The sequence below is a fragment of the Streptomyces sp. LUP30 genome (assembly GCF_001746365.1).
GTDB lineage: Bacteria > Actinomycetota > Actinomycetes > Streptomycetales > Streptomycetaceae > Streptomyces.
This window is the reverse complement of sequence record NZ_MJAJ01000030.1, coordinates 33,673-54,957: the sequence shown is the minus strand read 5'-3', so window position 1 is coordinate 54,957 and position 21,285 is coordinate 33,673. Positions and strand designations below refer to the sequence as shown.

The 21,285-nt window shown below is 72.9% G+C and carries 18 protein-coding genes and 1 tRNA gene; 7 read left to right on the top strand and 12 right to left on the bottom strand.

Going from position 1 to position 21,285, the window contains the following annotated elements:
- Nucleotides 1–32: 32 nt before the first annotated feature.
- Nucleotides 33–629 (bottom strand): TIGR03086 family metal-binding protein, encoded by a 597-nt coding sequence (locus BG482_RS23815; RefSeq protein WP_069771149.1) that lies wholly within the window; start codon nucleotides 627–629, stop codon nucleotides 33–35.
- A gap of 99 nt (nucleotides 630–728) precedes the next feature.
- On the opposite strand from BG482_RS23815, the gene BG482_RS23810 reads away from it, so the two are divergent.
- Nucleotides 729–1,973: an MFS transporter gene (locus BG482_RS23810; protein WP_069771148.1), complete on the top strand. Its 1,245-nt coding sequence runs from the start codon at nucleotides 729–731 to the stop codon at nucleotides 1,971–1,973.
- Nucleotides 1,974–2,186: 213 nt separating this feature from the next.
- Here the strand turns inward: BG482_RS23810 and BG482_RS23805 are convergent, their stop codons facing one another.
- Both BG482_RS23805 and BG482_RS23800 read right to left on the bottom strand, forming a co-directional pair.
- A complete protein-coding gene (locus tag BG482_RS23805) occupies nucleotides 2,187–3,350 on the bottom strand; it encodes a hypothetical protein (RefSeq protein WP_069771147.1) in 1,164 nt (387 codons plus the stop codon).
- Complete coding sequence (locus tag BG482_RS23800) at nucleotides 3,350–4,309, bottom strand: 5-dehydro-4-deoxyglucarate dehydratase (RefSeq protein ID WP_069771146.1); 960 nt, start codon at nucleotides 4,307–4,309, stop codon at nucleotides 3,350–3,352. The genes BG482_RS23805 and BG482_RS23800 overlap by 1 nt, the downstream gene beginning before the upstream one ends.
- Nucleotides 4,310–4,519: 210 nt before the next feature.
- Between BG482_RS23800 and BG482_RS23795 the strand changes: the two genes are divergently transcribed.
- Both BG482_RS23795 and BG482_RS23790 read left to right on the top strand, forming a co-directional pair.
- The gene (locus tag BG482_RS23795; protein ID WP_069771145.1) at nucleotides 4,520–5,329 is read left to right on the top strand and encodes an NAD(P)-dependent oxidoreductase; all 810 of its coding nucleotides are present in this window, start codon (nucleotides 4,520–4,522) and stop codon (nucleotides 5,327–5,329) included.
- Nucleotides 5,330–5,507: 178 nt separating this feature from the next.
- A complete protein-coding gene (locus BG482_RS23790; protein ID WP_176741450.1) occupies nucleotides 5,508–6,731 on the top strand; it encodes a TerD family protein in 1,224 nt (407 codons plus the stop codon).
- A 78-nt stretch (nucleotides 6,732–6,809) separates the two neighbouring features.
- Here the strand turns inward: BG482_RS23790 and BG482_RS23785 are convergent, their stop codons facing one another.
- The gene (locus BG482_RS23785; RefSeq protein WP_069771143.1) at nucleotides 6,810–7,382 is read right to left on the bottom strand and encodes a TetR/AcrR family transcriptional regulator; all 573 of its coding nucleotides are present in this window, start codon (nucleotides 7,380–7,382) and stop codon (nucleotides 6,810–6,812) included.
- 161 nt (nucleotides 7,383–7,543) lie between these two features.
- On the opposite strand from BG482_RS23785, the gene BG482_RS23780 reads away from it, so the two are divergent.
- Nucleotides 7,544–7,771, top strand: coding sequence for a hypothetical protein (locus BG482_RS23780; protein ID WP_141746660.1), 228 nt, complete (start codon nucleotides 7,544–7,546; stop codon nucleotides 7,769–7,771).
- A gap of 13 nt (nucleotides 7,772–7,784) precedes the next feature.
- Here BG482_RS23780 and BG482_RS23775 read toward each other — a convergent pair whose 3' ends face one another.
- The 4 genes from BG482_RS23775 to BG482_RS23765 all read right to left on the bottom strand — a co-directional run bounded on the left by BG482_RS23775 (nucleotide 7,785) and on the right by BG482_RS23765 (nucleotide 12,930).
- Entirely contained in the window at nucleotides 7,785–9,368 is a 1,584-nt protein-coding gene (locus tag BG482_RS23775) for a TROVE domain-containing protein (RefSeq protein ID WP_069771141.1), read from the bottom strand.
- 386 nt (nucleotides 9,369–9,754) lie between these two features.
- Nucleotides 9,755–9,830: transfer RNA gene (locus tag BG482_RS44095), tRNA-Met, on the bottom strand.
- Nucleotides 9,831–9,885: 55 nt separating this feature from the next.
- On the bottom strand, nucleotides 9,886–11,340 hold the full coding sequence (locus BG482_RS23770; RefSeq protein ID WP_069771140.1) for an alkaline phosphatase PhoX: 1,455 nt from the start codon (nucleotides 11,338–11,340) through the stop codon (nucleotides 9,886–9,888).
- A gap of 162 nt (nucleotides 11,341–11,502) precedes the next feature.
- A complete protein-coding gene (locus BG482_RS23765; protein WP_069771139.1) occupies nucleotides 11,503–12,930 on the bottom strand; it encodes a hypothetical protein in 1,428 nt (475 codons plus the stop codon).
- Between the two features lie 293 nt (nucleotides 12,931–13,223).
- Between BG482_RS23765 and BG482_RS23760 the strand changes: the two genes are divergently transcribed.
- A complete protein-coding gene (locus tag BG482_RS23760) occupies nucleotides 13,224–15,050 on the top strand; it encodes an endonuclease/exonuclease/phosphatase family protein (protein WP_069771138.1) in 1,827 nt (608 codons plus the stop codon).
- 61 nt (nucleotides 15,051–15,111) lie between these two features.
- On the opposite strand, the gene BG482_RS23755 is transcribed toward BG482_RS23760, so the two are convergent.
- The 4 genes from BG482_RS23755 to BG482_RS23740 all read right to left on the bottom strand — a co-directional run bounded on the left by BG482_RS23755 (nucleotide 15,112) and on the right by BG482_RS23740 (nucleotide 17,578).
- Nucleotides 15,112–15,846: an SRPBCC domain-containing protein gene (locus tag BG482_RS23755; RefSeq protein ID WP_069771137.1), complete on the bottom strand. Its 735-nt coding sequence runs from the start codon at nucleotides 15,844–15,846 to the stop codon at nucleotides 15,112–15,114.
- A gap of 16 nt (nucleotides 15,847–15,862) precedes the next feature.
- Nucleotides 15,863–16,471: a helix-turn-helix domain-containing protein gene (locus tag BG482_RS23750; protein ID WP_069771136.1), complete on the bottom strand. Its 609-nt coding sequence runs from the start codon at nucleotides 16,469–16,471 to the stop codon at nucleotides 15,863–15,865.
- 163 nt (nucleotides 16,472–16,634) lie between these two features.
- Nucleotides 16,635–17,162: a DUF3618 domain-containing protein gene (locus BG482_RS23745; protein ID WP_069771135.1), complete on the bottom strand. Its 528-nt coding sequence runs from the start codon at nucleotides 17,160–17,162 to the stop codon at nucleotides 16,635–16,637.
- Nucleotides 17,159–17,578, bottom strand: a complete 420-nt coding sequence (locus BG482_RS23740) for a phage holin family protein (RefSeq protein WP_069771134.1) — start codon at nucleotides 17,576–17,578, stop codon at nucleotides 17,159–17,161. Before BG482_RS23740 ends, BG482_RS23745 begins: the two co-directional genes overlap by 4 nt.
- A 285-nt stretch (nucleotides 17,579–17,863) precedes the next feature.
- Between BG482_RS23740 and dapA the strand changes: the two genes are divergently transcribed.
- Both dapA and helR read left to right on the top strand, forming a co-directional pair.
- Nucleotides 17,864–18,790 carry a 4-hydroxy-tetrahydrodipicolinate synthase gene (gene dapA / locus BG482_RS23735; RefSeq protein WP_069771133.1) on the top strand — a complete coding sequence of 309 codons (927 nt, stop codon included), beginning with the start codon at nucleotides 17,864–17,866 and terminating at the stop codon, nucleotides 18,788–18,790.
- Between the two features lie 316 nt (nucleotides 18,791–19,106).
- On the top strand, nucleotides 19,107–21,275 hold the full coding sequence (helR, locus tag BG482_RS23730) for an RNA polymerase recycling motor ATPase HelR (protein ID WP_069771132.1): 2,169 nt from the start codon (nucleotides 19,107–19,109) through the stop codon (nucleotides 21,273–21,275).
- The last annotated feature ends 10 nt before the right edge of the window (nucleotides 21,276–21,285 follow it).

Sequence of the window (21,285 nt, the reverse complement as noted above, 5' to 3'; positions counted from 1 at the left end):
CTGCCGGCGCCTGCCGGTACGCGTGCCCGCGGCTACGACCGGGGCGTCCACCCCGGATCGCGTCCGCTCAGTCCGACCGCGCGGTCGAGCAGCGGGGCGTCCCCCGGGACGGGGAAGACGGGCCCGAAGGGGCCGGCGCCCGATGCGCCGTCGGCCGCGGCGGCCAGGAATCCATGGGCCGCGGACAGCGCAGCCGGGTCGGGGTCGTACTCCTGGCCGGTGGCCCGGGCCAGGTCCCAGCCGTGGATCACCAGCTCGTCGGCGACGACGGCGGCGGCGACCGCCCCGGGCAGGTCCACGCCGCCCGCGCGGGTCATGCCGGTCCGGGCGGCCGGGTCGCGCCAGGCCTCGACGAGGGCGTCGAGCGCCTCGGCCAGTTCTTCGCGCCAGCCGGGGCCGATGTCCGGCTCGGCCGCGTCGGGAGGGGTGTCGGTGGTGGGGCCGAGGTCCTTGCGGGCCGCATCCCGGAAGGCGAGGGACAGGCCGGTGAGGTGTCCGAGCAGGTTGCGTACGGCACAGCCCGGACAGGGTGTCTCGCGCGCGAGCTGCTCGTCGCGCACGCCGTCCGCGAGGCGCGCGATGATCCGGGCCTGGGGCCCGAGGTCGAAGGTCGTCGTCGTGTCGGTCATATGAGGGAGACCGTCCGCGCGCAGGAAACTCATCGCGGCCCCCACACAGGGCACCTGCCCGATGCGGCGAGGACCTCCTTAGACCCACGATGACCAGGCATGAGGAAGAAATGGTCCGTGGTACGGGTCCTGCGGCACCGTGACACTGCGCTCTGTCTCGGCGTGTCGGTGGTGTCCGGCTTCGGCACCTCGGCGCTCTGGCTGGCGTCCGGCGTGTGGGTCAAGGACCTCACCGGCTCGAACGGGCTCGCCGCCCTGTGCGTGCTGGCGCTGTGGGCGCCCACGCTGCTGGCCCCGCTGCTGGGCTCCCTCGCCGACCGCACCCGTCGGCGCCCCCTGCTCGTCGCCTTCAACCTGGGCCCGGCGGCCCTGCTGCTCGCCGTGCTCGCCGTGGACTCACCCCACCGGCTGTGGCTGCTGTTCGCGGTGCTGTTCCTGTACGGCGCCGCCTCCGTCGTGGTCGACGCGGCCGAGTCCGCGCTCGTCGCCGCCGTCGTCGCCCCGGATCTGCTCGGCGACTTCAACGGACTGCGCATGACGCTCACCGAGGGCATGAAGCTGGTCGCCCCGCCGACCGGCGCGGTCGTGTACGCGGCCTACGGCGGCCACGGTGTGGCACTGCTGGACGCGGCCACGTTCGTGTGCGCGGCCGGGCTGTACGGGTCCATGCGGGTCCGCGAGGAACGGCCGCGGCGGGCCGCCGGCCACTGGCGGGCGCAGACCGCCGAGGGCGCCCGCTTCCTGTGGGGGCATCCCGAGCTGCGCCCCCTGGTCGTGGCGGGCGGCACGACGATGCTGTTCGCGGGCTTCGGCGCGCCGCTGCTGTACGCCGTCGTCGAGGGTCTCGGCCGCTCCCCCGCGTACGTGGGCGTGCTCTACGCCGCCCAGGGCGCCGGTTCGGTCGTGGTGGGGCTGCTCTCGGGGCCGGCGCTGCGGCGGCTGGGGGCGCGCCGCTTCGCCGCCTACGGGATCGCCCTCACCGCCGTGGCGGTCGTCGCGCAGGCCGTGCCCTCGGATCCCGTGGCCCTGATGTGCAGCGCAGCGATCGGGGCGGGGCTGCCCTGCCCCCTGATCGCCGCGCTGACCGCCGTGCAGCAGCGGACCCCGGACGCGCTGCTCGGCCGGGCCTCCGCCACGGCCGCCACCCTGCTGTTCGCGCCGAACGCGGTCGGCCTGGCAGCGGGCGCGGGCCTGGTCGAACTCCTTCCGTACCAGCCGCTGTTGCTGACCCTCGGGTCGGCGCGGCTGACGGCGGTCCTCCCCCTGCTGCGAGCCCGCGCGCGACTCGGCGAGCACACCGGACGAGCACCCTCCACGGCCCCGTCCGACGCCGACCCGACGTGAGACGACCGGCCCTCGGCGACCGGGCCCCGACGACCGCACTCCGACGACCGGACCGGACCTGGACGACCGGACCCCGGCGTCCGGCACGCCCAGCCCGCCGCGCGCCGGGCGCGGCGGATCACGGCCCGGCACGCGCCGCCCTGCCCCGCGTCACGGCCCGGCACGCGCCGCCCTGCCCCGCGTCACGGCCCGGGCGCCGCCGCGTGCGACCGGTCAGCGTGAGGTGAGTGCCTCGCGCACCGCCTCTAGGTCGGCGTCCGACGCCAGTCCCGCGTGATACAGCCGGACTTCGGTCGCGCCGAGTTCGCGCGCGCGGGCCATGTCGGCGGTCAGCGTGCCCGGGCTGCCGCCCATGCCGGCGACGACGCCGAAGTTGGCGGCGAGGACCGCGCCCTCGCGGCCCTGTTCGGCGAAGGGCGTCAGCAGGCCGGGCCCGTCGGCGCAGGGGACGACGACTCCGTCCGCGACGGACAGGATGTGCGCGGGGTCGACGCCCGGGTTGGCGCCGACGTGGTGCGTCACGGGGTCGGCGTGCAGCAGGACCTGGAAGCCGGTGGGCGCGGCCGCCCGGACGGCGGCCACGGCCGTCTCCTGGAGGGTGCGGGCCCGTTCGTCGCGCCACGCGCGCGTGGCCGCGGCCGTCTCCTCCCCGAGGAGCTTCTCGACCCCGGACCAGCCCTGGTCGTCCGGCGCGCCTCGCCACAGCGGCTCCAGCGCCTCCCGGACGGCGGCGGCGAGCTCGTCGGGGTCCAGCCCCTGTGCGCCGTAGCCGGCCCGGCAGTCGGGGCAGAAGCAGAGCGCCATCAGGTACTGGCCGGCGTCCCCGAGACCGACGCCGCCCGTCTTGTCGTGGGCGTGCAGGTGCTGGAGGCCGTACCAGCCGAGGGACTCCAGCTCGGCGCCCGCCGCGCCGGGGCGCACGGCGGCCTCGGCGGCGAGGTCGACCAGGTACGCGCGCGTGGCGGGCTGCGCGATGCAGGGCGCCCAGGGGTAGCGGTCGCCGTAGGCGTTGACCACCGAGGTGTCCGGACGCTCCGCGCCCAGGCGGGAGTTGTGCGCCAGGACCACCCAGGTGTGCACCTCCGGCCCGGCGGCGGCGAGGGCCTCGGCGGCCTCGCCCCACGCGTCGCCGGGGGCCCAGCCGCCCGCCGGGTACGGGCGCAGGGCGCGTCCCGCCCAGCGGTCGTCCGGCGGGTACAGCACGGCCGCGTGCTCGGCGGTGACGATGCGGTGCCGCGGGTGACGGGGGGTCAGGGCGCGGGTGGAGTGGTAGGCCGAGGCCAGGGTCACCTGCTCCACGCCGAGCGCGGCGATCCGGGCCGGCGCGCCGGGGTCGCCGGTGATGTCCCAGGGGTAGACGAAAGTCGACGCCTTCACTACTTGTCCTCCTCCAGCAGCGCGTAGCCGCGCTCCAGCACCAGGGCGAGCTGTTTGACATGGTCCTCGCCCGGCTCGTGCAGCGGCGGGCGGACCTCGCCGACGTCGAGCCCGCGCAGCCGGACCGCGGCCTTGACGAGCGAGACGGCGTAACCGCGGCCCTGGGCGCGCAGTTCGACGAACGGCCGGTAGAAGCCGTCGAGGAGGCGGTGGACGGTGCCGTCGTCGCCGGTGGTGAGCGCCCGGTGGAAGGCGAGGGCGATCTCGGGGGCGAAGCAGAACACGGCCGAGGAGTAGAGGGTGACGCCGAGGGCGCGGTAGGCGAGCTGGGTCTGTTCGGCGGTCGGCAGGCCGTTGAAGTACAGGAAGTCGCCGGGGGCCTCGGTGCGCACGGCGCTGATGATCCGCTGCATCAGGTCGAGGTCGCCGAGGCCGTCCTTGAGGCCGACGATCCCCTCGGTCCGGGCGAGTTCGACGACGGTCTCCGGGGTGAAGACGGCGTTGTCGCGCTGGTAGACGACGACGGGCAGCGAGGTCGCGGCCGCCACCGACCGGTAGTGCCGCAGCAGGCCCTCCTGTGCGGCGACGACGAGGTAGGGAGGCATGGCGAGCAGGCCGTCCGCGCCGGCCGACTCGGCCAGCCGCGCGTACCGGACGGCGAGCGCGGTGCCGTATCCGGCGCCCGCGACGACCGGGACCCGCCCGGCGGTCTCCTCCACCGCCGCCCGGACGCAGGCCTCGAACTCCTCCGGTGCGAGCGCGTGGAACTCCCCGGTTCCGCAGGCCGCGAAGACGGCGGCGGCGCCCGCCTCGACGCCGCCGCGGACGTGCGCGCGCAAGACGTCGAGGTCCAGGGAGCCGTCGAGGCCGTAGGCGGTGACGGGGAAGAACAGCGGTCCGCTGGGGACGCGGAGGCGGGCGGCGAGCGGGGCTGACGTCACAGGCTCTCCCGAGTCCATATTCTTGAGCGTCGTCCATATTCCTGAACAAGTTCACGCTAAGGTGCCCGATCGGGCCCGGTCAAGCCGACCAACCCGCGAGACACCAGCAGTTTTGCCGCTCCTGTCGCACACTTGACGGGTACCGCCACCGCTCCCTAGCGTGTCCACGCATGTGAACTGCGACCATGCATGCGTCCGCCCGCTCAAGTGATCCAAGGAGACCCGAGGATGCCCGCTCCGCGCACCGTCCTGCTCACCGGCGCCGCCGGCGGCCTCGGCACCCTGATGCGGGACCTGCTGCCGGCCTACGGCTACGAGTTGCGCCTGCTCGACCTGCGCCCCATCGAGGACGCGCCGGAGGCGATCGTCGCGGATCTGGCCGACAAGGCGGCCGTCCGGGAGGCCGTACGGGGCGTCGACGCGATCATCCATCTCGCGGGCATCTCCCTGGAAGCCCCCTTCGAGAAGATCCTCGGCGCGAACATCGCGGGAACGTACAACCTGTACGAGGCCGCCCACGACGAGGGCGTGCAACGCGTCGTCTTCGCCTCCTCCAACCACGCCGTCGGATTCACCCCCCGCCCCCGGGACGGGGAACCCCTGATCCCGATCGACACCCCGCGCCGCCCCGACACGTTCTACGGCCTGTCCAAGTCCTTCGGCGAGGACCTCGCCCAGCTCTACTGGGACAAGCACGGTCTGGAGAGCGTCTCGGTGCGCATCGGCTCCTGCTTCGCCGAGCCGACCAGTGTGCGCATGCTGTCGGTGTGGATGAGCCCCGCCGACGGCGCCCGCCTCTTCCACGCGGCCCTGACCGCCGAGAACGTGGGCCACACCGTCGTCTACGGCTCCTCCGACAACACCCGGCTGTGGTGGGACCTGTCGACCGCGCGCGCCCTCGGCTACCAGCCGCAGGACGACTCCGAGCCGTACGCCGAGAAACTGATCGCCGAGCAGGGCGAGCTGGACCCGGAGAACATCGCCCACGCCTATCTGGGCGGCCACTTCGTCAGCGACCCGCCGATCTGGCCGTACTGACCGGGAGACGGACCCCACCGGTTCGCGGCACCGGTTCCGGCTGTCCATGGGCGCCGGAGCAGTGCGCGGCGGGGACCGGCCGCAAGGGCCGTGGGGGGCGCCGTGAGGCGTTCGCGGGAGGAGCGCCCGGGTAAGGGAACGGCAAAGTGGTCTCGTTCGTTCACCCGGCATGACAGCTATGACCCCCGGCTCGAACATCCCTCTCCCCGTCGCGCGCGTGACGGTGGACGTCGCCGCCCCGGTGCGGCTCGACGTTTCGGGCCTGCTGCTCACCGCCGACGGCAAGGTGCGCTCCGACGACGACTTCATCTTCTACAACCAGCCGAGCGGCCCGGGCGTGACCTACCGTTCCGGCGGCGGCACGTCCCCCGACGCGATCACGGTCGACACCGCCGCGGTCCCCCCGGGCATCGAGAAGATCGTCGTCACCGCGAGCCCGGACGGCGCGGGGCAGACGTTCCAGGGCGTCGAGCCGACGGCGACGATCCGGAGCGCGGACGACGGCAGCGTCCTGGCCACCTTCACGCCCCCGGGTCTCGGGGCCGAGACGGCGCTGGTGGTCGTGGAGATCTATCTGCGCAACGGCGCCTGGAAGGCCCGCGCGGTCGGCCAGGGTTACGCCGACGGCCTGGCCGGCATCGCCACCGACTTCGGTGTGACGGTGGAGGAGCCCGCGCCCGCCGCCCCGCCGCAGCCCGTCGCTCCGCCGCAGGCGACGATCCAGACGCCGGTGGCGCCGCCGGCCCCGCCCGCGGACCCGCGGCTGACCACGCCCGCGCCGCCCGCCGCTCCCCCGGCCCCGCCGGCCGCCGCACCGGGCGCCGGGAAGATCAACCTGGACAAGGGCCGGGTCAGCCTGCAGAAGAACCAGACCGTCTCCCTGGTGAAGGGCGGCCGCCCGCTGCTCTCCCAGGTCAAGATGGGGCTCGGCTGGGAGCCCGCGTTCCGCGGCAAGGACATCGACCTGGACGCCTCGGTCATCGCCTTCGGCCCCCAGCGCAACCACATCGACAGCTGCTACTTCGGCAAGCTCTCCATCGTGAACGGCGCGATCAAGCACTCCGGCGACAACCTCACCGGCGAGGGCGGCGGGGACGACGAGGTGATCGTGGTCGACCTCGGCCGGCTCCCGCAGGAGGTGACCGGTCTGGTCTTCACCGTGAACTCCTTCTCCGGCCAGAAGTTCACCGAGGTCGCCAAGGCCTACTGCCGGCTGCTGGACGCCGCCACCGGGGAGGAGCTGGTCCGCTTCGACCTGACCGGCGCCGAGCCGCAGACCGGGGTGCTGATGGCCAAGATGATCCGCCAGTACTCCGGCGAATGGGAGATGACGGCGATCGGCTCGTTCGTGAAGGCGCGCACGGTGCGCAACATGGTGAAGCCGGGCGCCGAGGCCCTGTAACCGCCCGCGGGCGGCCGCTAACCGCCCCACTCCCCGCCCGGCCACGGGCGCCCGCCGTCACGGGGGCGCCCGCCGCCGTCACCGCACCGGCCGCAGTCCCTCCGTCAGCAGCGACACATACCGGCGGATGACCCCACCGTCCCCCTTGGCCAGCTCCGACGCCGTCGCCACGCCGTGGGCGAGCCGCAGCACGTCGATCGGGTCGACGTCCGGCCGCAGGGTCCCCTCCCGCTGCGCCGCCTCCACCAGCCGGGTCGCCGCCGCCATCATGCGCGTGCCGCAGACGGTGACCGCGGCCGCGTCGCCGTCCGTGACGGCGGAGCCCAGCAACGCCTTCATGCCGCGGACCTGGATCGTGCCGACGCACAGCTCGTCGAGCCATGCCGTCAGCGCCTCCCCGGGCGGCAGCTCCCCGCCGAGTGCGTCGGCCCGCGCGGCGAGCGCCTCGATCCGGTCGAGGTAGGCCGCCTCCAGCAGCGCCTGCCGGGTCGGGAAGTGCCGGTACAGCGTGCCGGAGCCGACGCCCGCCCGCTTGGCGATGTCGTCGAGGGACGCGCCCTCCCCGTGCTCGGCGAAGGCGTCCGCCGCCACCTCCAGCAAGCGCTCGTAGTTGCGGCGAGCGTCCGCGCGCATGGGTCTGACCTGCGTCATCCACTCACTCCTCGCGAACCGTGTCGCTGCGCACCGGTGGCGACCATCACGGAGACCGTCCCGCTCGCGCGCTCGCGGCGCCGCGACCGGGGCCGGTCGTGCTGCCCGCATCCTCCACATTCTCATCCACCGGCGGACGGTCGGAACAGCGCCGGGAACACGTGGGGAGGCCGGGAGTCGCGGACCACCACGACTCCCGGCCCCTCGGCATGACGGCCCGCTACCGGCTCCCGGCAAGCAAACTCCCGCAGACCAGAGCCCCGCAGACCAGAGCCCTGGAGACCGGAATCCTGGAGACCAGGGTCCTGGCCGGCGACCTCGGCCTGCTGGTGCGACGCGAGCGGGACGACTGCCTCATCGGCCACCACCAGGCGTCACGGCTCGGCTGAACCCGGCCCGCTCTCAGGGCGCCCACGGCCACTTCGTGTCGTCGGCGGCCTCCAGCAGCGGCACCATCCGGAAGGCCGCGTCCGACAGACCGCCGAAGGTGTGCCGGTTCGCCGTGCCGGACGGACCGTGCGCCGCACGGTGTCCGGCCAGGTTCCAGGTGTACACCGGCACGTTCGCCGGGACCTGGTCGGTCGGGCCGCCGTGGCGGCTCGGCGCGAACTGCTCGTCGGTGACGATCAGCACCCGGTCGTGCGCACGGTAGTGCCGGCGCACGGCCTCCGTGGTGTCGGTACCGCCCAGGTCACCGAAACGCTCCAGAATCTTCAGCACGGACTCCCCCTTACGGAACTTGATCGTGTTGCTGCTGGTACCGAACTCGACGAGGTCCGCGTCCGCCGCCCGCAGCGCGAGCGCCGTCCCGAAGACCGCCGCCGCGTCGGCCCGGTTGAGCTCGGAGCGGTCCGACAACCGCGCGTAGAACATCGAGCCCGAGCGGTCGACGAGCACCAGCGTCCGCCCCGGTAGGGCGGGCACGTTGGCCAGCGAGTGGCCGAGCGCCTGCTCCAGCGGGTAGGCCCAGCGCAGCGAGGGCGCGTGCCGGTACGCGGCGAGGTACCGGAACGGGAACTGCCGCGAGCGCGCGACCTCCGCCGGGTCGCTGATCCTCGCCGCCACCCGCGCGGCGACCTCGTCGCCGACGCCGGCCTCGTCGAAGTTGCGCAGGTTGCGGACCAGCGCCATGGATCCCATGGACGGGACGACCGCCTCCCAAGCGGCCCTGTCCATGGGCCCCTGGAGCCAGCCCGCCAGCGCCTCCCAGGTCATGCCCGCCTCGGACAGGCGCCGTGCGCCGTCCGCTCCGGTCACGACCTCGCGCCGCTCGGCGGGCGGCACCGCCATCAGCTCGCGGTGCGCCACGAGCGCGGGCAGCGACCGGGGCGGCTCGGCCGTCTCCGGGTGGTGCCGCCGGTCGAGTGCGTACCGGAACAGGTCGCCCTGCCACGGCTTGGCCGGATCCGGCGAGGCGTGCACCAGGTTGAGGATGTCGCCGAATCGGTAGCCCTTGGCCGCGGTGTCGTACTTCAGCAGCGACCGGGCGCTGTAGAGCCGGCGCACCGCGTCGGCGACGCCGCGCTTGACGGGCTTGGGGAGGGTGCGGCCGTAGGTCGCCGTCCAGTACCCGAGCAGTTCGCCGGGCTCGTCGGGCCGCTGCAGGACGCTGTCCACGACCTGCCGGTTGGAGGGACCGTCGGTGGCGTCCGCCGCCAGGCGTGCGTGGACGTACTCGGCGGCGCCGACGATCGCGGCGGTACGGAGGTTGCCCTCGCCGCGCATCCAGCCGAGCAGTCCGGCCGTCCAGGTCGGGTCGCTGACGGCGAGCTCGCGCACCAGCGCGGCGAAGCGGTCGTCGCGGGCGGCGCCGGTCTCGTAGAAGGTCTGCTGGGAGACGAAGTTCGCCACCGCCAGCAGGAAGAGCTCGGAGCGGGAGTCCCGCTCGTGTCCGCGGCCGCCCTGGTGGGTGCGGAGCGCCCGGCCCGTGGTCGTCACGGGCGAGGTGGGCCGCGCCTTACGGGCACGGACGTTGAAACGCGCCATGGTGAATTCCCCCGAATTCATGAGATGTCGAGTACGTCGTTCGACGACTCTTTTTCCGGGGAGGCGCAACAAAGGGAAGGTGCCCGAGATCAGGGGTCGGCGACGGACTTAGCCAGATGCTCTACCCGACTGAGCTACATCGACCCGAGGTCGATGACGGGACTCGAACCCGCGACCGTCCGATCCAATGAAGTAACCGTTGCCTGCGCACCGGGCACCCACCTCATGCTGCGCCTCCCGAGATCAAGTCGGCGGCGGCATGGATTTCTGTGGAAAGAAGTAGCCGCAGCCTGCGCACCGGAAGGTGCTGTGAAGTTGTGGTGTCCAGAGATCGAGGCCGGCGGAACCGACAAGGTGCTCTGCCCCTGAGCTACACCGGCGCGTCGTGCCGGTGGCGGGATTCGAACCCGCGGCCGCCCCATTATGAGTGGAAGTAGGTCCTGCCTTCGCACCTGGACAGGCATCACTTTAGGAGGGCGGCCGCGGACGGGGCGAGCGAATTAATCCCGGTCGATGCTTACCGCTTCTGTCGCTTCCAGGGGCCGGTGATGGCCAGCATGATTCCCGGCGTCTGGATGTTGGCGTACAGGGTGTGGCCGTCGGGCGAGAAGGTGACGCCGGTGAACTCGCTGTATTCGGGCTTGTCCGCGGTGCCGATGTTGAGCTCGTTGCGGGCGATGGGGTAGGTGCGGCCGCTGTCGGTCGCGCCGAAGAGGTGCTGGACGCCCTCGCCGTCCTCGGCGATGACGAGGCCGCCGTAGGGGGAGACGGTGATGTTGTCGGGGCCGTCGAAGGCGCCGTCGGCCGAGGGGTCGGGGTTCACCCCGAGCAGCACCTTCAGGGTCAGCGTGCGGCGCTTGGGGTCGTAGAACCAGACGGCGCCGTCGTGCTGGACAGGGCTTTCGTCACGGGCGTAGGAGGAGACGACATAGGCGCCGCCGTCGCCCCACCACATCCCCTCCAGCTTGCGGGCGCGGGTGACCTGGCCGGCGGCGAACTGCTTGCGCACGGACACCGACTTCGCGTCGCGGTCGGGGACGTCGACCCAGTCGACGCCGTACACGGTGCCGATCTTCGTTGCGCGGGAGAGGTCGTCGACGAACTTGCCGCCGGAGTCGAAGCACTTGAAGGCCTGCAGGACGCCGGCGTCGGCGGCGAGGGTGCGCAGCTGGCCCCGGCCGTGGCGGAAGCCGGCCGGCGGGGTCCACCGGTAGAGCAGGCCGTTGGGGCCCGAGGCGTCCTCGGTGAGGTAGGCGTGGCCGTGCTTGGGGTCGATGACGACGGCCTCGTGGGCGTACCGGCCGAACGCCTTGACGGGCCTCGGGTCGCGGTTGGCGCGGCGGTCGGCGGGGTCGACCTCGAAGATGTAGCCGTGGTCCTCGGTCATGCCGTTCTGGCCGGCCTTGTCCTCGGTCTCCTCGCCGGAGAGCCAGGTGCCCCACGGGGTGGCGCCGCCCGCGCAGTTGGTGGAGGTGCCGGCGATGCCGACCCACTCGGCGACATGGCCGCCGGGGCGCACCTCGACGACCGTGCAGCCGCCGGCGGCGGCGGGGTCGTAGACATGGCCCTCGGTGAGGGGCACCGGGTACTGCCAGCCGGCGCGCGGGCCCTTGAGCTCGTGGTTGTTGACGAGCAGGGTCGCGCCGCGCGGGCCGCAGAAGGCGGCGGTGCCGTCGTGGTTGGACGGGGTGATCTCGCCGGACTCCAGCTTGGTGCGGCCGCTGTAGGTGACGACGCGGTACCTGAACCCGGCGGGCAGCGCGAGGATGCCGGCCGGGTCGGGCAGCAGCGGGCCGTAGCCGACGCCGTGGTGGCCGGCCGCCTGCTCCCGCGGCGCGTCCGCGGTGTCCTCGGCGTCCGTGGCGGCGAGGGCGTTCGGCGCGCTGGCGAGGGCGCCCACGCTGCCGGCCAGCGCGATCCCTGCGCCGGTGACCGCGGATTGCCTGGTGAAGTCCCTGCGGGTGAGCGACATGGTGTCTCCTGAGACGGTGGAAGTGCCGTGGAGGGTGGCGGACTCCGGTTTCGGCGACACCGTCCCGCCCATGCCTGAACGGGAGCTGAACGGGGGGCGGCTTCGGGGGACCTGCTTCCATGAATCCGTACAGATCTCGTCAGCGGGCCCCCAAGAAGGCGCTTATCCGCCCTGCTGCGAGCGCGCCTTGAAGGCGGCCTTGCGGGCTTCCTTGGCGATGCGCTTGTCGGGGTGCAGCCGTCCCATCGCCTCCAGGACGTCCGCGGTGGCCGGGTGGTCGACGCGCCAGGCGGCGGCGAAGAAGCCCCCGTGCTGCTGGGCCAGGCCTTCGACGAGGGCCTGGAGCTCCTCGGAGTTGCCCTCGGCGGCGAGCTGCGCGGCCAGGGTGTCGACGGTGAGCCAGAAGACGAGGTCCTCGGAGGGGGCGGGCACGTCGGTCGCGCCGAGTTCGCTCAGCCAGACCCGGGCGAGACCGCCGAGCTCGGGGTCGTCGAGCACCTCGCGCACGGCGGGTTCGGCCTGCCCGCCGACCAGGGACAGGGCCTGCTGGCAGCGCAGCCGGCGCAACGGTGCGCCGGGGTCGGAGCCGCGGGCGGCGGCCAGCAACTCCCTTGCGGCGGCCAGGGGTTCGCGGTGGGCGAGCCAGTGCTCGGTCTCGACGAGTGCGGCGCGCGAGCCGTAGCCCGCGCTGCCGTCGAGGAGGGCGTCGGCGCCCTTGTCGGCGAGGTCGCCGAGGGCCGGGGCGTCGAAGCCGGCCTCCTGCAGGCGGGCCCGCAGCCCGTACAGGCCGAGCGGGGTGAGGCGGACCATGCCGTAGCGGGAGACGTCGGTGTCGTCGAGGGGGGCGGTGGGCTCCTCGTCGGGGTCCGCCATCAGGGCCTCGTCGACGGGCCGGTAGGCGACGAGGCCGATGGGCTCCAGCAGCCGGAACTGGTCGTCGAGGCGCATCATCGCGTCGGAGACCTGCTCCAGGACGTCGTTGGTGGGCTCGTCCATGTCACCGGGGATGATCATGGAGGCGGCGAGCGCGGGGAGCGGTACGGGGCCGTCGCCGGGGCCGTCCTCGCTGGCCGTGAGCAGGTAGAGGTTGCCGAGCACGCCGTCGAGGAACTCGGCCTCGGCCTCGGGGTTCCAGTCGAGCCGGGAGAAGTCGACCTGACCGCCTTCGTCCATCGCCTCCATCAGTTCGTCGAGGTCGGGCACGGCCGCCTCGGCGAGCACGGTCTCCAGGGCGGTGAGCCAGACGGCGAGGACGTCGTGCGGGGCGCCGCCGGTCAGCAGGGTCAGGTCCTCGCCGGCCGTGACCGTGCCGGCCTCCTCGTCGACGACGTCCACGAGTCCGGCGTCCACGGCGATCCGCCAGGCCTCGCTCGCGTGGGCGGCGGCGTCCTCACCGGTCAGGCCGAGCGCCTCGGCGGCCGCCGCGAGCTGCTCGTCGACGAGTCCGCCCCCGGCGTCGACACGGGTGTCGGGGCCGGCCCAACGGGCGAGCAGGGCGGCCCGGGAGAGCAAGGGCGTGGACAGGGCGTCGCGCGCCAGCTCCGCTTCGGGGTGCAGCCGCACCGGCGGCAGGGGGGAGCTGTCTGACATCGGCTGGTTCTCCTAGGGCGCGTGGTGCCGCCGGCCCGCTGGGGCCACTGGGCCACTCAGCCTAGACGGATATGAGCCCATGCCGCCCGGTTCATCTCCCCGTCGGCCCGCGTACATGGCTGAAACCTTGACAAGTGGCCTGAGCAGGCAGGAGATTGACGCGCGTAGAAATCCACTGGACAGGTGTTCACTGTGTTTCTACGCGCGTCGCGCACCGCTCCGCCGGTCGCGCGGCCCCCGTTCCGTGCTCCACCCTCGTCCCGGCGCTCACGTACGTCCCCGGAGGGATTCCGTTGCCGAGCAAGAAGTCCGCGCGTCTCGCCGCGCTCACCGTCGCCGCCGTCTGTTCCGCGGCCTCCACCGTCGCCCTCGGCGCACCCGCGCAGGCGGACACGGTGGCCATTCACGACATCCAGGGCACGACCCGGATATCGCCGTACGCCGGCAAGGCGGTCACGGGTGTGGCCGGAATCGTCACCGGCGTGCGCACCTACGGCTCGTCCAAGGGGTTCTGGATCCAGGATCCGAACCCGGACGCCGACCCCGCCACCAGTGAGGGCGTCTTCGTCTTCACCAGCTCCGCCCCGAAGGTCGCCGTCGGTGACTCCGTCACGGTCACCGGCACGGTCTCCGAGTTCGTGCCCGGCGGTGCGTCGAGCGGCAACCAGTCGGTCACGGAGATCACCAAGCCCACGGTGACGGTCCTGTCCGGCGGCAACGCGGTCCCGGCCGCGACCGTCGTGAACGCGAGGTCGGTGCCGGCCGCGTACGCCCCGGCCGGCGACGCCGCCGCCGGCAACTCCGTCAACGGCCTCACCCTGCAGCCCGGCACGTACGCCCTGGACCGCTACGAGTCCCTCGAGGGCATGAACGTACAGGTCGCCGACGCCCGTGTGGTGACCGCCACCGACCCGTACAGCGAGCTGTGGGTCACGGTGAAGCCGCGCGAGAACGCCACCCGCCGCGGTGGCGCGCTCTACGGCTCCTACACCTCGCAGAACACCGGCCGGCTGCAGATCCAGTCGCTGGGCGCGACCGCCGACTTCCCCGTCGCGAACGTCGGCGACACCCTCACCGGCGTCACCGAGGGCCCCCTGGACTACAACCAGTTCGGCGGCTACACGCTCGTCGCCGGCCACCTCGGCACACTGGAGAGCGGCGGTCTGCAGCGGGAGACGACGCAGAAGCAGAAGCGGGGCGAGCTCGCGGTCGCCACGTACAACGTCGAGAACCTCGATCCGTCCGACGCCACCTTCGACGCGCACGCCTCCGCGATCGTGAACAACCTGAAGTCGCCCGACATCGTGTCCCTGGAGGAGATCCAGGACGACAACGGCGCCAAGGACGACGGCACGGTCACCGCCGGCGCGACGGTGACCAAGCTGATCGACGCGATCGTCGCGGCCGGCGGCCCGAGGTACGACTGGCGCTCCATCGACCCGGTCAACGACCAGGACGGCGGCGAGCCGGGCGGGAACATCCGTCAGGTGTTCCTCTTCAACCCCGAGCGGGTGTCCTTCACGGACCGCGCGGGCGGCGACTCCACCACGGCGGTGGGTGTCTCCAAGGTGCACGGCAAGGCGCAGCTGACGGCCTCCCCCGGTCGCGTCGCGCCGGGCGCCGACGCCTGGAAGTCCAGCCGCAAGCCGCTCGCGGGCGAGTTCGTCTTCCGCGGCAGGACGGTCTTCGTGATCGCCAACCACCTCAACTCCAAGGGTGGCGACCAGGGTCTGACCTCGCAGTACCAGCCGGTGGCACGCAGTTCGGAGGTCCAGCGTCACGCGCAGGCGACGCTGGTCAACGCGTTCGTCAAGAGCATCCTGGACGTCCAGAAGAACGCGGACGTCATCGCCCTCGGCGACATGAACGACTTCGAGTTCTCCGACACCGCGAAGATCCTCGAGGGCGACGGCGAACTGTGGTCGGCGATCAAGTCGCTGCCCAGGAGCGAGCGTTACACCTACGACTACCAGGGCAACCAGCAGGTCCTGGACCAGATCATGGTGAGTCCGTCGATCCGGCGGAGCTGCGACTTCGCGTACGACAGCGTGCACATCAACTCGGAGTTCCACGACCAGATCAGCGACCACGACCCGCAGGTGCTGCGCTTCGAGCCGTAACACCGCCGGGAGCAGGACCGGTCGTCTCCGCCCGGAGCAGGACCGGTCGTCTCCCCCTGGATCAGGGCTGGTCGAACAGGCCGTTCAGCCAGCCCTGCCAGGCGGCTTCGCACTCCTTGACGTCCGCGCCCGGCGTGAAGTCGTGCAGGGAGATGCCCACCGGGTGGCCCCAGTGGTTGCGCCCGAAGACGCGGGTGAGGCCCCGGTCCGTGCGCAGCCCGATGAAGTAGGGGTCCCGGAAGTCGACGACGGCCTCGAACGCGTCGGGCCCCCGGACCGTCACCGTGGCGCCGGCGCTCACGTCCTCACCGACTCCGAGCGCCCGGCCGACGACGGCGAGGGCGTCGGGCGCCCTGGACGCCTCCGGCCCGTCGAAGGTGGCGAAGGCGACCGGCCGGGGCGCGAAGTGGACCAGGTACTCGCGCAGGGTGTGCAGATAGAAGTCCGTGTGCTTGGAGGCGCCGTCGTACTGGTTGTCCCAGTCGTCGACGAAGATGCCGCTGTGCACGTAGCGCACCCAGGCCCGTCGTCCGCCGTCACGGGGTTCCACGGTGTGGTCGAGCTGGTTGAGGGTCTGCTCGGAGATGCCCTCGACGTTCTGGACCCGGTTGGTGTAGCGGTGCGGCGGATCCCAGGCGACGACCTCGGACCCGAAGGGCCCCGCGCCGCCGACCCGGGGCTCCGGCGGTTCCATCGGCCACAGATACCCTCCAGTTCCGGTGGTGATCGCCTCCCAGACCTGCTCAGGGGTGGCGTCGACCTCGAACTCGCGGGCGATCTCGAATTCCTTGGACATGGCGGGCTCCTGCGTCCTATGGGTTCAGTTCGGAAGGCTGCTGGTCCTTGACCGTCGGATGCACGGCGACGACGATCCGGTGATCGCGGCCGCCCTCCGCGCCGGGCGAGTCGTACTTGCCGATCAGCGCGCCGATGCCGGCCGTCAACTCCTCGATGAAGGCGGCCCGTTCGGCCGCCGAGGCGAAGCGGACCTCGCCGTCCAGCGCGTAGGTCGCCAGCCCCTTGCGGGCCTTGGCGGCGCCGGTGATCAGCGAGCCGACGTCCCTGACCAGCCGGGCCCCGAGCGCGAGCAGCCAGCGCGCGGACAGCTGATCGCGGAAGCGGTCCGGATCGGGCTGCACGGAGGCGAGCGCGAGCGGCGAGATCACGTACGACGCGGCGGTCGCGCGCATCAGCCGCTCGGTGACATTGCCCTTGCGGCGCTCGCCGGCCAGCTCGACCAGGCCGTGCCGCTCCAGCGCCTTGAGGTGGTAGTTCACCTTCTGCCGCGGCAGGCCGACCTTTCCCGCCAGCATCGCGGCGGAGGCCGGACCGGCCGCCAGCTCGGCGAGCAGCCGGGCCCGTATGGGGTCCAGGGAGACGGCTGCGGCCTCGGGGTCCTCGATCACGGTCACATCCAGCATGCGTCCACGCTCTCACCGAAAACTTTTTTTGTCCAGACGAACTTAGCTTTCGGTGAGAGGGCGCGAAAAGGCCCGGCTCCCGCTGGTCGCGGGTGCCGGGCCTCCCTGCGCGCCTACCGGGTGCGCCGGGCGTCGACGCCGGCGCCTGCCCGGCCGGGGGCGGTCAGCACTTCCAGCGCTCAGCCCCGGACGCGCCCCTGCCCGTCGCCCTGGCCCTCATCCCGGCCACCACGAGGGTGACCGCCGCGGCGCCCGCGACCACCAGCGGCCACGGGTGCCGACGCGCGAACCCCACGGGCGCGCGAAGCGCGGCAGGGGCTCGGCTCTCGGCGGTGCGCCCCACGTCCGAGGCCTTCCCCCGCAGCTCGTGGCGGGCCTGTACCGCCCGCTCCTGAGCGGTGTGCCCGGCACGGACGGCCGATTCCTGGACGGTGTGGCCCGCTCGGCTCGCCCTCTCCTGCGTGGCATGGCCGGCGCGGTTCGCGCGTTCCTGCACATGGCGCCCCGCCTCGGCGGCCGAACTGCGCAACTGCACGCTCATCGCGCCCGCACGGTCCCTGAGATCTGCGGCACGGGCCCGGGTGCGTCCGCGCACATCGGCCTTGGCCGCCAACTCCTCTACGGTCTGGCCCAGTTGCTGCCTGGTCCGCTCGATCTGCCGACGCAGGTCGGCCGTCCCCTTGTCGGTCATCGGTGCGCCCTTTCCTTGATCTCCTCGACGTCGGCCTTGACGCTGCCGAGGGTCTGCTCGGGGGTGGGCGGAGCCGCCCGGCGCAGTTGCGCGCGACCGGCCGCGCCCAGCACGGCGGCGATCACGAACAGCACCGCCGTCACCACGAGCGCCGCCGCCCAGACGGGCAGCACCAGCGAGAGCGCGGCCGCGGCCGTGCCGGCGAGGGCGAGGAGACCGGCGTAGCCGAACGCGCCCGCGGCGCCGAGCAGACCGCCGCCGCGGCCGGCGCGCCGCCCTTTCTCGGCGAACTCCTCCTTGGCCAGGGCCAGTTCCTGCCGTACGAGTAGGGAGAGCTGTTCGGTGGCCTGGCCGACGAGTTCGCCGACCGTGTGATGCCCGTCCTGGACGGGCCGGACGTCCGTGGTGCCGGTCACGGTGCTCCGCCTCCTCTCGGTTTCCGAAGACATTCGGGTACCCCTGCCGGTGCGCCCTACCCATGGAGCGGGCAGGCCGCTGGGGGCGGCCGGAAGCACGGGAGAAGCACAGGACAGGCGCGACGGGGAGACGCTCCGGGGAGGCGCCGCGGTGAGGCGTCGCAGCCAGGCGTCGCAGAAGATGCGGCAGCCTGCGGTCGAGACAGGACTTCGCAGCAACTCTTACATATAGCTCGTAGTAAAATTAAGTAGAGCTTCACGGTCGGCCGGTCGAGACTGGTCCCCATGACGACAGCCTCCTCACCCGGCGCTCCGACGCCCGTCCCGGCTCGCGCTGCGGTCTTCGGCCGAGCCCTCTGCGCGATGGTCACGCCCTTCACCGGCTCCGGCGCGCTCGATCGCGACGGCGCACAGCGACTGGCCGACCGGCTGGTGTCCGCGGGCTGCGACGGCCTGGTCCTCTCGGGCACCACGGGCGAGTCGCCGACCACGTCGGACGCGGAGAAGGCGGAGCTGGTGGCGGCGGTCCGGGAGGCGGTCGGCGACCGGGTCTCGATCGTGGCGGGGGKGGGSACCTCCGACACCCGCCACACCGTCGAACTCGCGCGGGCCGCCGAGAAGGCGGGGGCGGACGGGGTGCTCGTGGTCACCCCGTACTACAGCAGGCCCCCGCAGGACGCCGTCGAGGCCCACTTCCGGGAGGTCGCGGACGCGTCCGGGCTGCCGGTGATGCTGTACGACATTCCCGGCCGCACCGGCACCCGGATCGAGCCGGACACGATGCTCCGGCTCGCCGAGCACCCCCGGATCGTCGCGGTGAAGGACTGCTCCTACGACCTGCTCGGCGTCCAGAAGGTGCTCGCGCGCACCGGGCTGGCCTACTACGCGGGCTGCGACGAGCACAATCTCGCCCTGTACGCGGTCGGCGCGGCGGGTTACGTCAGCACGGTCGCGAACGTGGTCCCGGACCGTCTGCGGGCCGTCCTGGACGCCTTCGACGCCCGGGACACCGCCGGAGCCGCCCGGTGGCAGCAGGAGGCCACCGAGCTGGTGGAGGCGATGATGGCGTCGGGCCTGCCCGGAGCCGTCACCGCCAAGGCCCTCCTGGGCGACCTGGGTCTGCCGTCCGGCCCGGTCCGCGCGCCGTTGCGGCCCGCCGACCGGGAGACGGTCGGCGGACTGCGCGCGGCCTACGACCGGCTGGTGGCCTGACCGGGCGGCGGCCGGACACCGGGCAAGGACCGGCGGGGTGGTGTCGGCGGTGTCGGCGGTGGAGAAACGACAAAGGCAAGGAGCTCACGCGCTCCTTGCCACTTTCAACGTATAGCGCACCGGGGGGCTTGCGGCAAGGCCCCCGGTATGACGCAGAATCTCCGATCTGGGCCCGGGACGGCGGCCGGCGGACGGACCGGCCGCCCGCCTGCCGGCCGGCACCCCGCAGGTGAACGACGAGAACCGCGAGAATAGGCGTACCCGGGCGGCACGGACCGACCGCGGTCGCAAGCGATCCCATATCGGAGCTGATGACGTGACCCCCCTGACCACCGGGGCCTTCGACCTTCCCGAGCGCCTGTCCCACAAGGCCGACCCGAAGCTGATCGCCGGCGACGAGCGGCACTTCGCGGCCGTCGCGGAGTCTTTGGAGCAGGCGATCGCCGAGGTGTCCGACCGCCTCGACGCCGAGCGCAGGGCGCCCGGCGGACTCGGCCGGGGGGCGATGGACCGCGACACGGAGATCCACCGGCTGACCGCTCGTCTGCGCGCACTGCGCCGCTTCGGACTGGACCTGTGCCTCGGGCACATGGTCGGGGCCGACGACGGCGAACCCGTGTACGTCGGACGGCTCGGACTCACCGACAGCACGGGGCGGCGGCTGCTGCTCGACTGGCGCTCACCCGCGGCCGAACCGTTCTTCGGAGCCACCCACGCCAACCCGATGGGCCTCGCCAGCCGCCGCCGGTACCGCTGGACCCGTGGGCGGATCAGCGACTACTGGGACGAGGTGTTCACGGCCGACGGGTTCGCCGGGCATGCGGCGCTCGACGACCAGTCCGCGTTCATCGCCAGCCTGGGCGGCAACCGCTCGGCCCGGATGCGGGACGTGCTCGGCACCATCCAGGCCGACCAGGACGCCGTCATCCGGGCGAGCTCCCGCGGAGCCCTGGTGGTCGACGGAGGACCGGGCACGGGCAAGACCGTCGTCGCGCTGCACCGTTCCGCCTACCTCCTGTACTCCGACCCCCGTCTGGGCCACCGCCGGGGAGGCGTCCTCTTCGTCGGCCCGCACCGGCCCTATCTGGCCTATGTCGCCGACGTGCTGCCCAGCCTCGGCGAGGAGGGGGTGCAGACGTGCACCCTGCGGGACCTCGTCCCCGAGGGCGCCGAGGCGCAGGCCGAAGCCGACCCGGAGACGGCCCGCCTGAAGTCGTCCGCGGATCTGGTCGAGGCGATCGAGAAGGCCGTGGCGTTCTACGAGGAGCCGCCCTCCGAGGGGATGACCGTCACCACCCACTGGTCCGACGTGCGGCTGAGCGCCGACGACTGGGCCGTCGCGTTCGACGCGCCGGACCCGGGCACGCCGCACAACGAGGCGCGGGAACAGGTCTGGGAGGAGCTGCTCACGATCCTGATGGACAAGCACGAGGGCGACGCCCCGCCCGCGCTGCTGCGCAAGTCACTGCTGCAGAACAGGGAGCTTGCGACGGCCTTCAACCGCGCCTGGCCGCTGCTCGAAGCGACCGACCTCGTCGGAGACCTGTGGACGGTGCCCGCCTATCTGCGGATGTGCGCCCCCTGGCTGAAGCCGGACGAGGTGACGCGGCTGCAGCGCTCGCAGGCCCAGGCCTGGACGGTGTCCGACCTGCCGTTCCTGGACGCGGCGCGGCAGCGCGTCGGCGACCCGGAGGCGGCCAGGCGCACCCGCCGGCACAAGGCCGTCCTCGCCGCCCAGCGCGAGCGCATGGACCACGTCGTGGACAACCTGATCCGCGCCGTGGCCGACTCCGGCGCCGACGGCGACGACGGCGAGGGCCTGGTGACGATGCTGCGCGGCGAGGACGCCAAGGTCAGCCTGGTCGACAACGCCGAGCTCCCGGTCGTCGACCCCGATCTGCTGGCCGGCCCGTTCGCGCACATCGTCGTCGACGAGGCGCAGGAACTGACCGACGCGGAGTGGCAGATGCTGCTGCTGCGCTGTCCCTCGCGCAGCTTCACCATCGTCGGCGACCGCGCCCAGGCCCGGCACGGCTTCACCGAGTCGTGGCGGGAACGGCTGGGCCGGGTCGGGTTCGACCGGATCGCCCAGGCGTCCCTGAGCATCAACTACCGCACGCCGCAAGAGATCATGACCGAGGCCGAGCCGGTGATCCGGGCCGTGCTCCCGGACGCCAACGTGCCGACCTCGATCCGCAGCGGCGGCGCCCCCGTCGTGCACGGATCCGTCGCACAGCTGCACTCGGTCCTCGACGCGTGGCTCGCCGACCACGCGGAAGGGACCGCCTGCGTGATCGGCGATCCCACGTTCCGCGCCACGCCCCGCGTCCGCTCACTGACCCCCGAGCTGTCGAAGGGACTCGAGTTCGACCTCGTCGTCCTCGTCGACCCGGACAAGTACGGCGAGGGCGTCCAGGGAGCGGTCGACCACTACGTCGCGATGACCCGAGCCACCCGGCAACTGGTCATCCTGACGAGCCCGTGACCGGACGGCC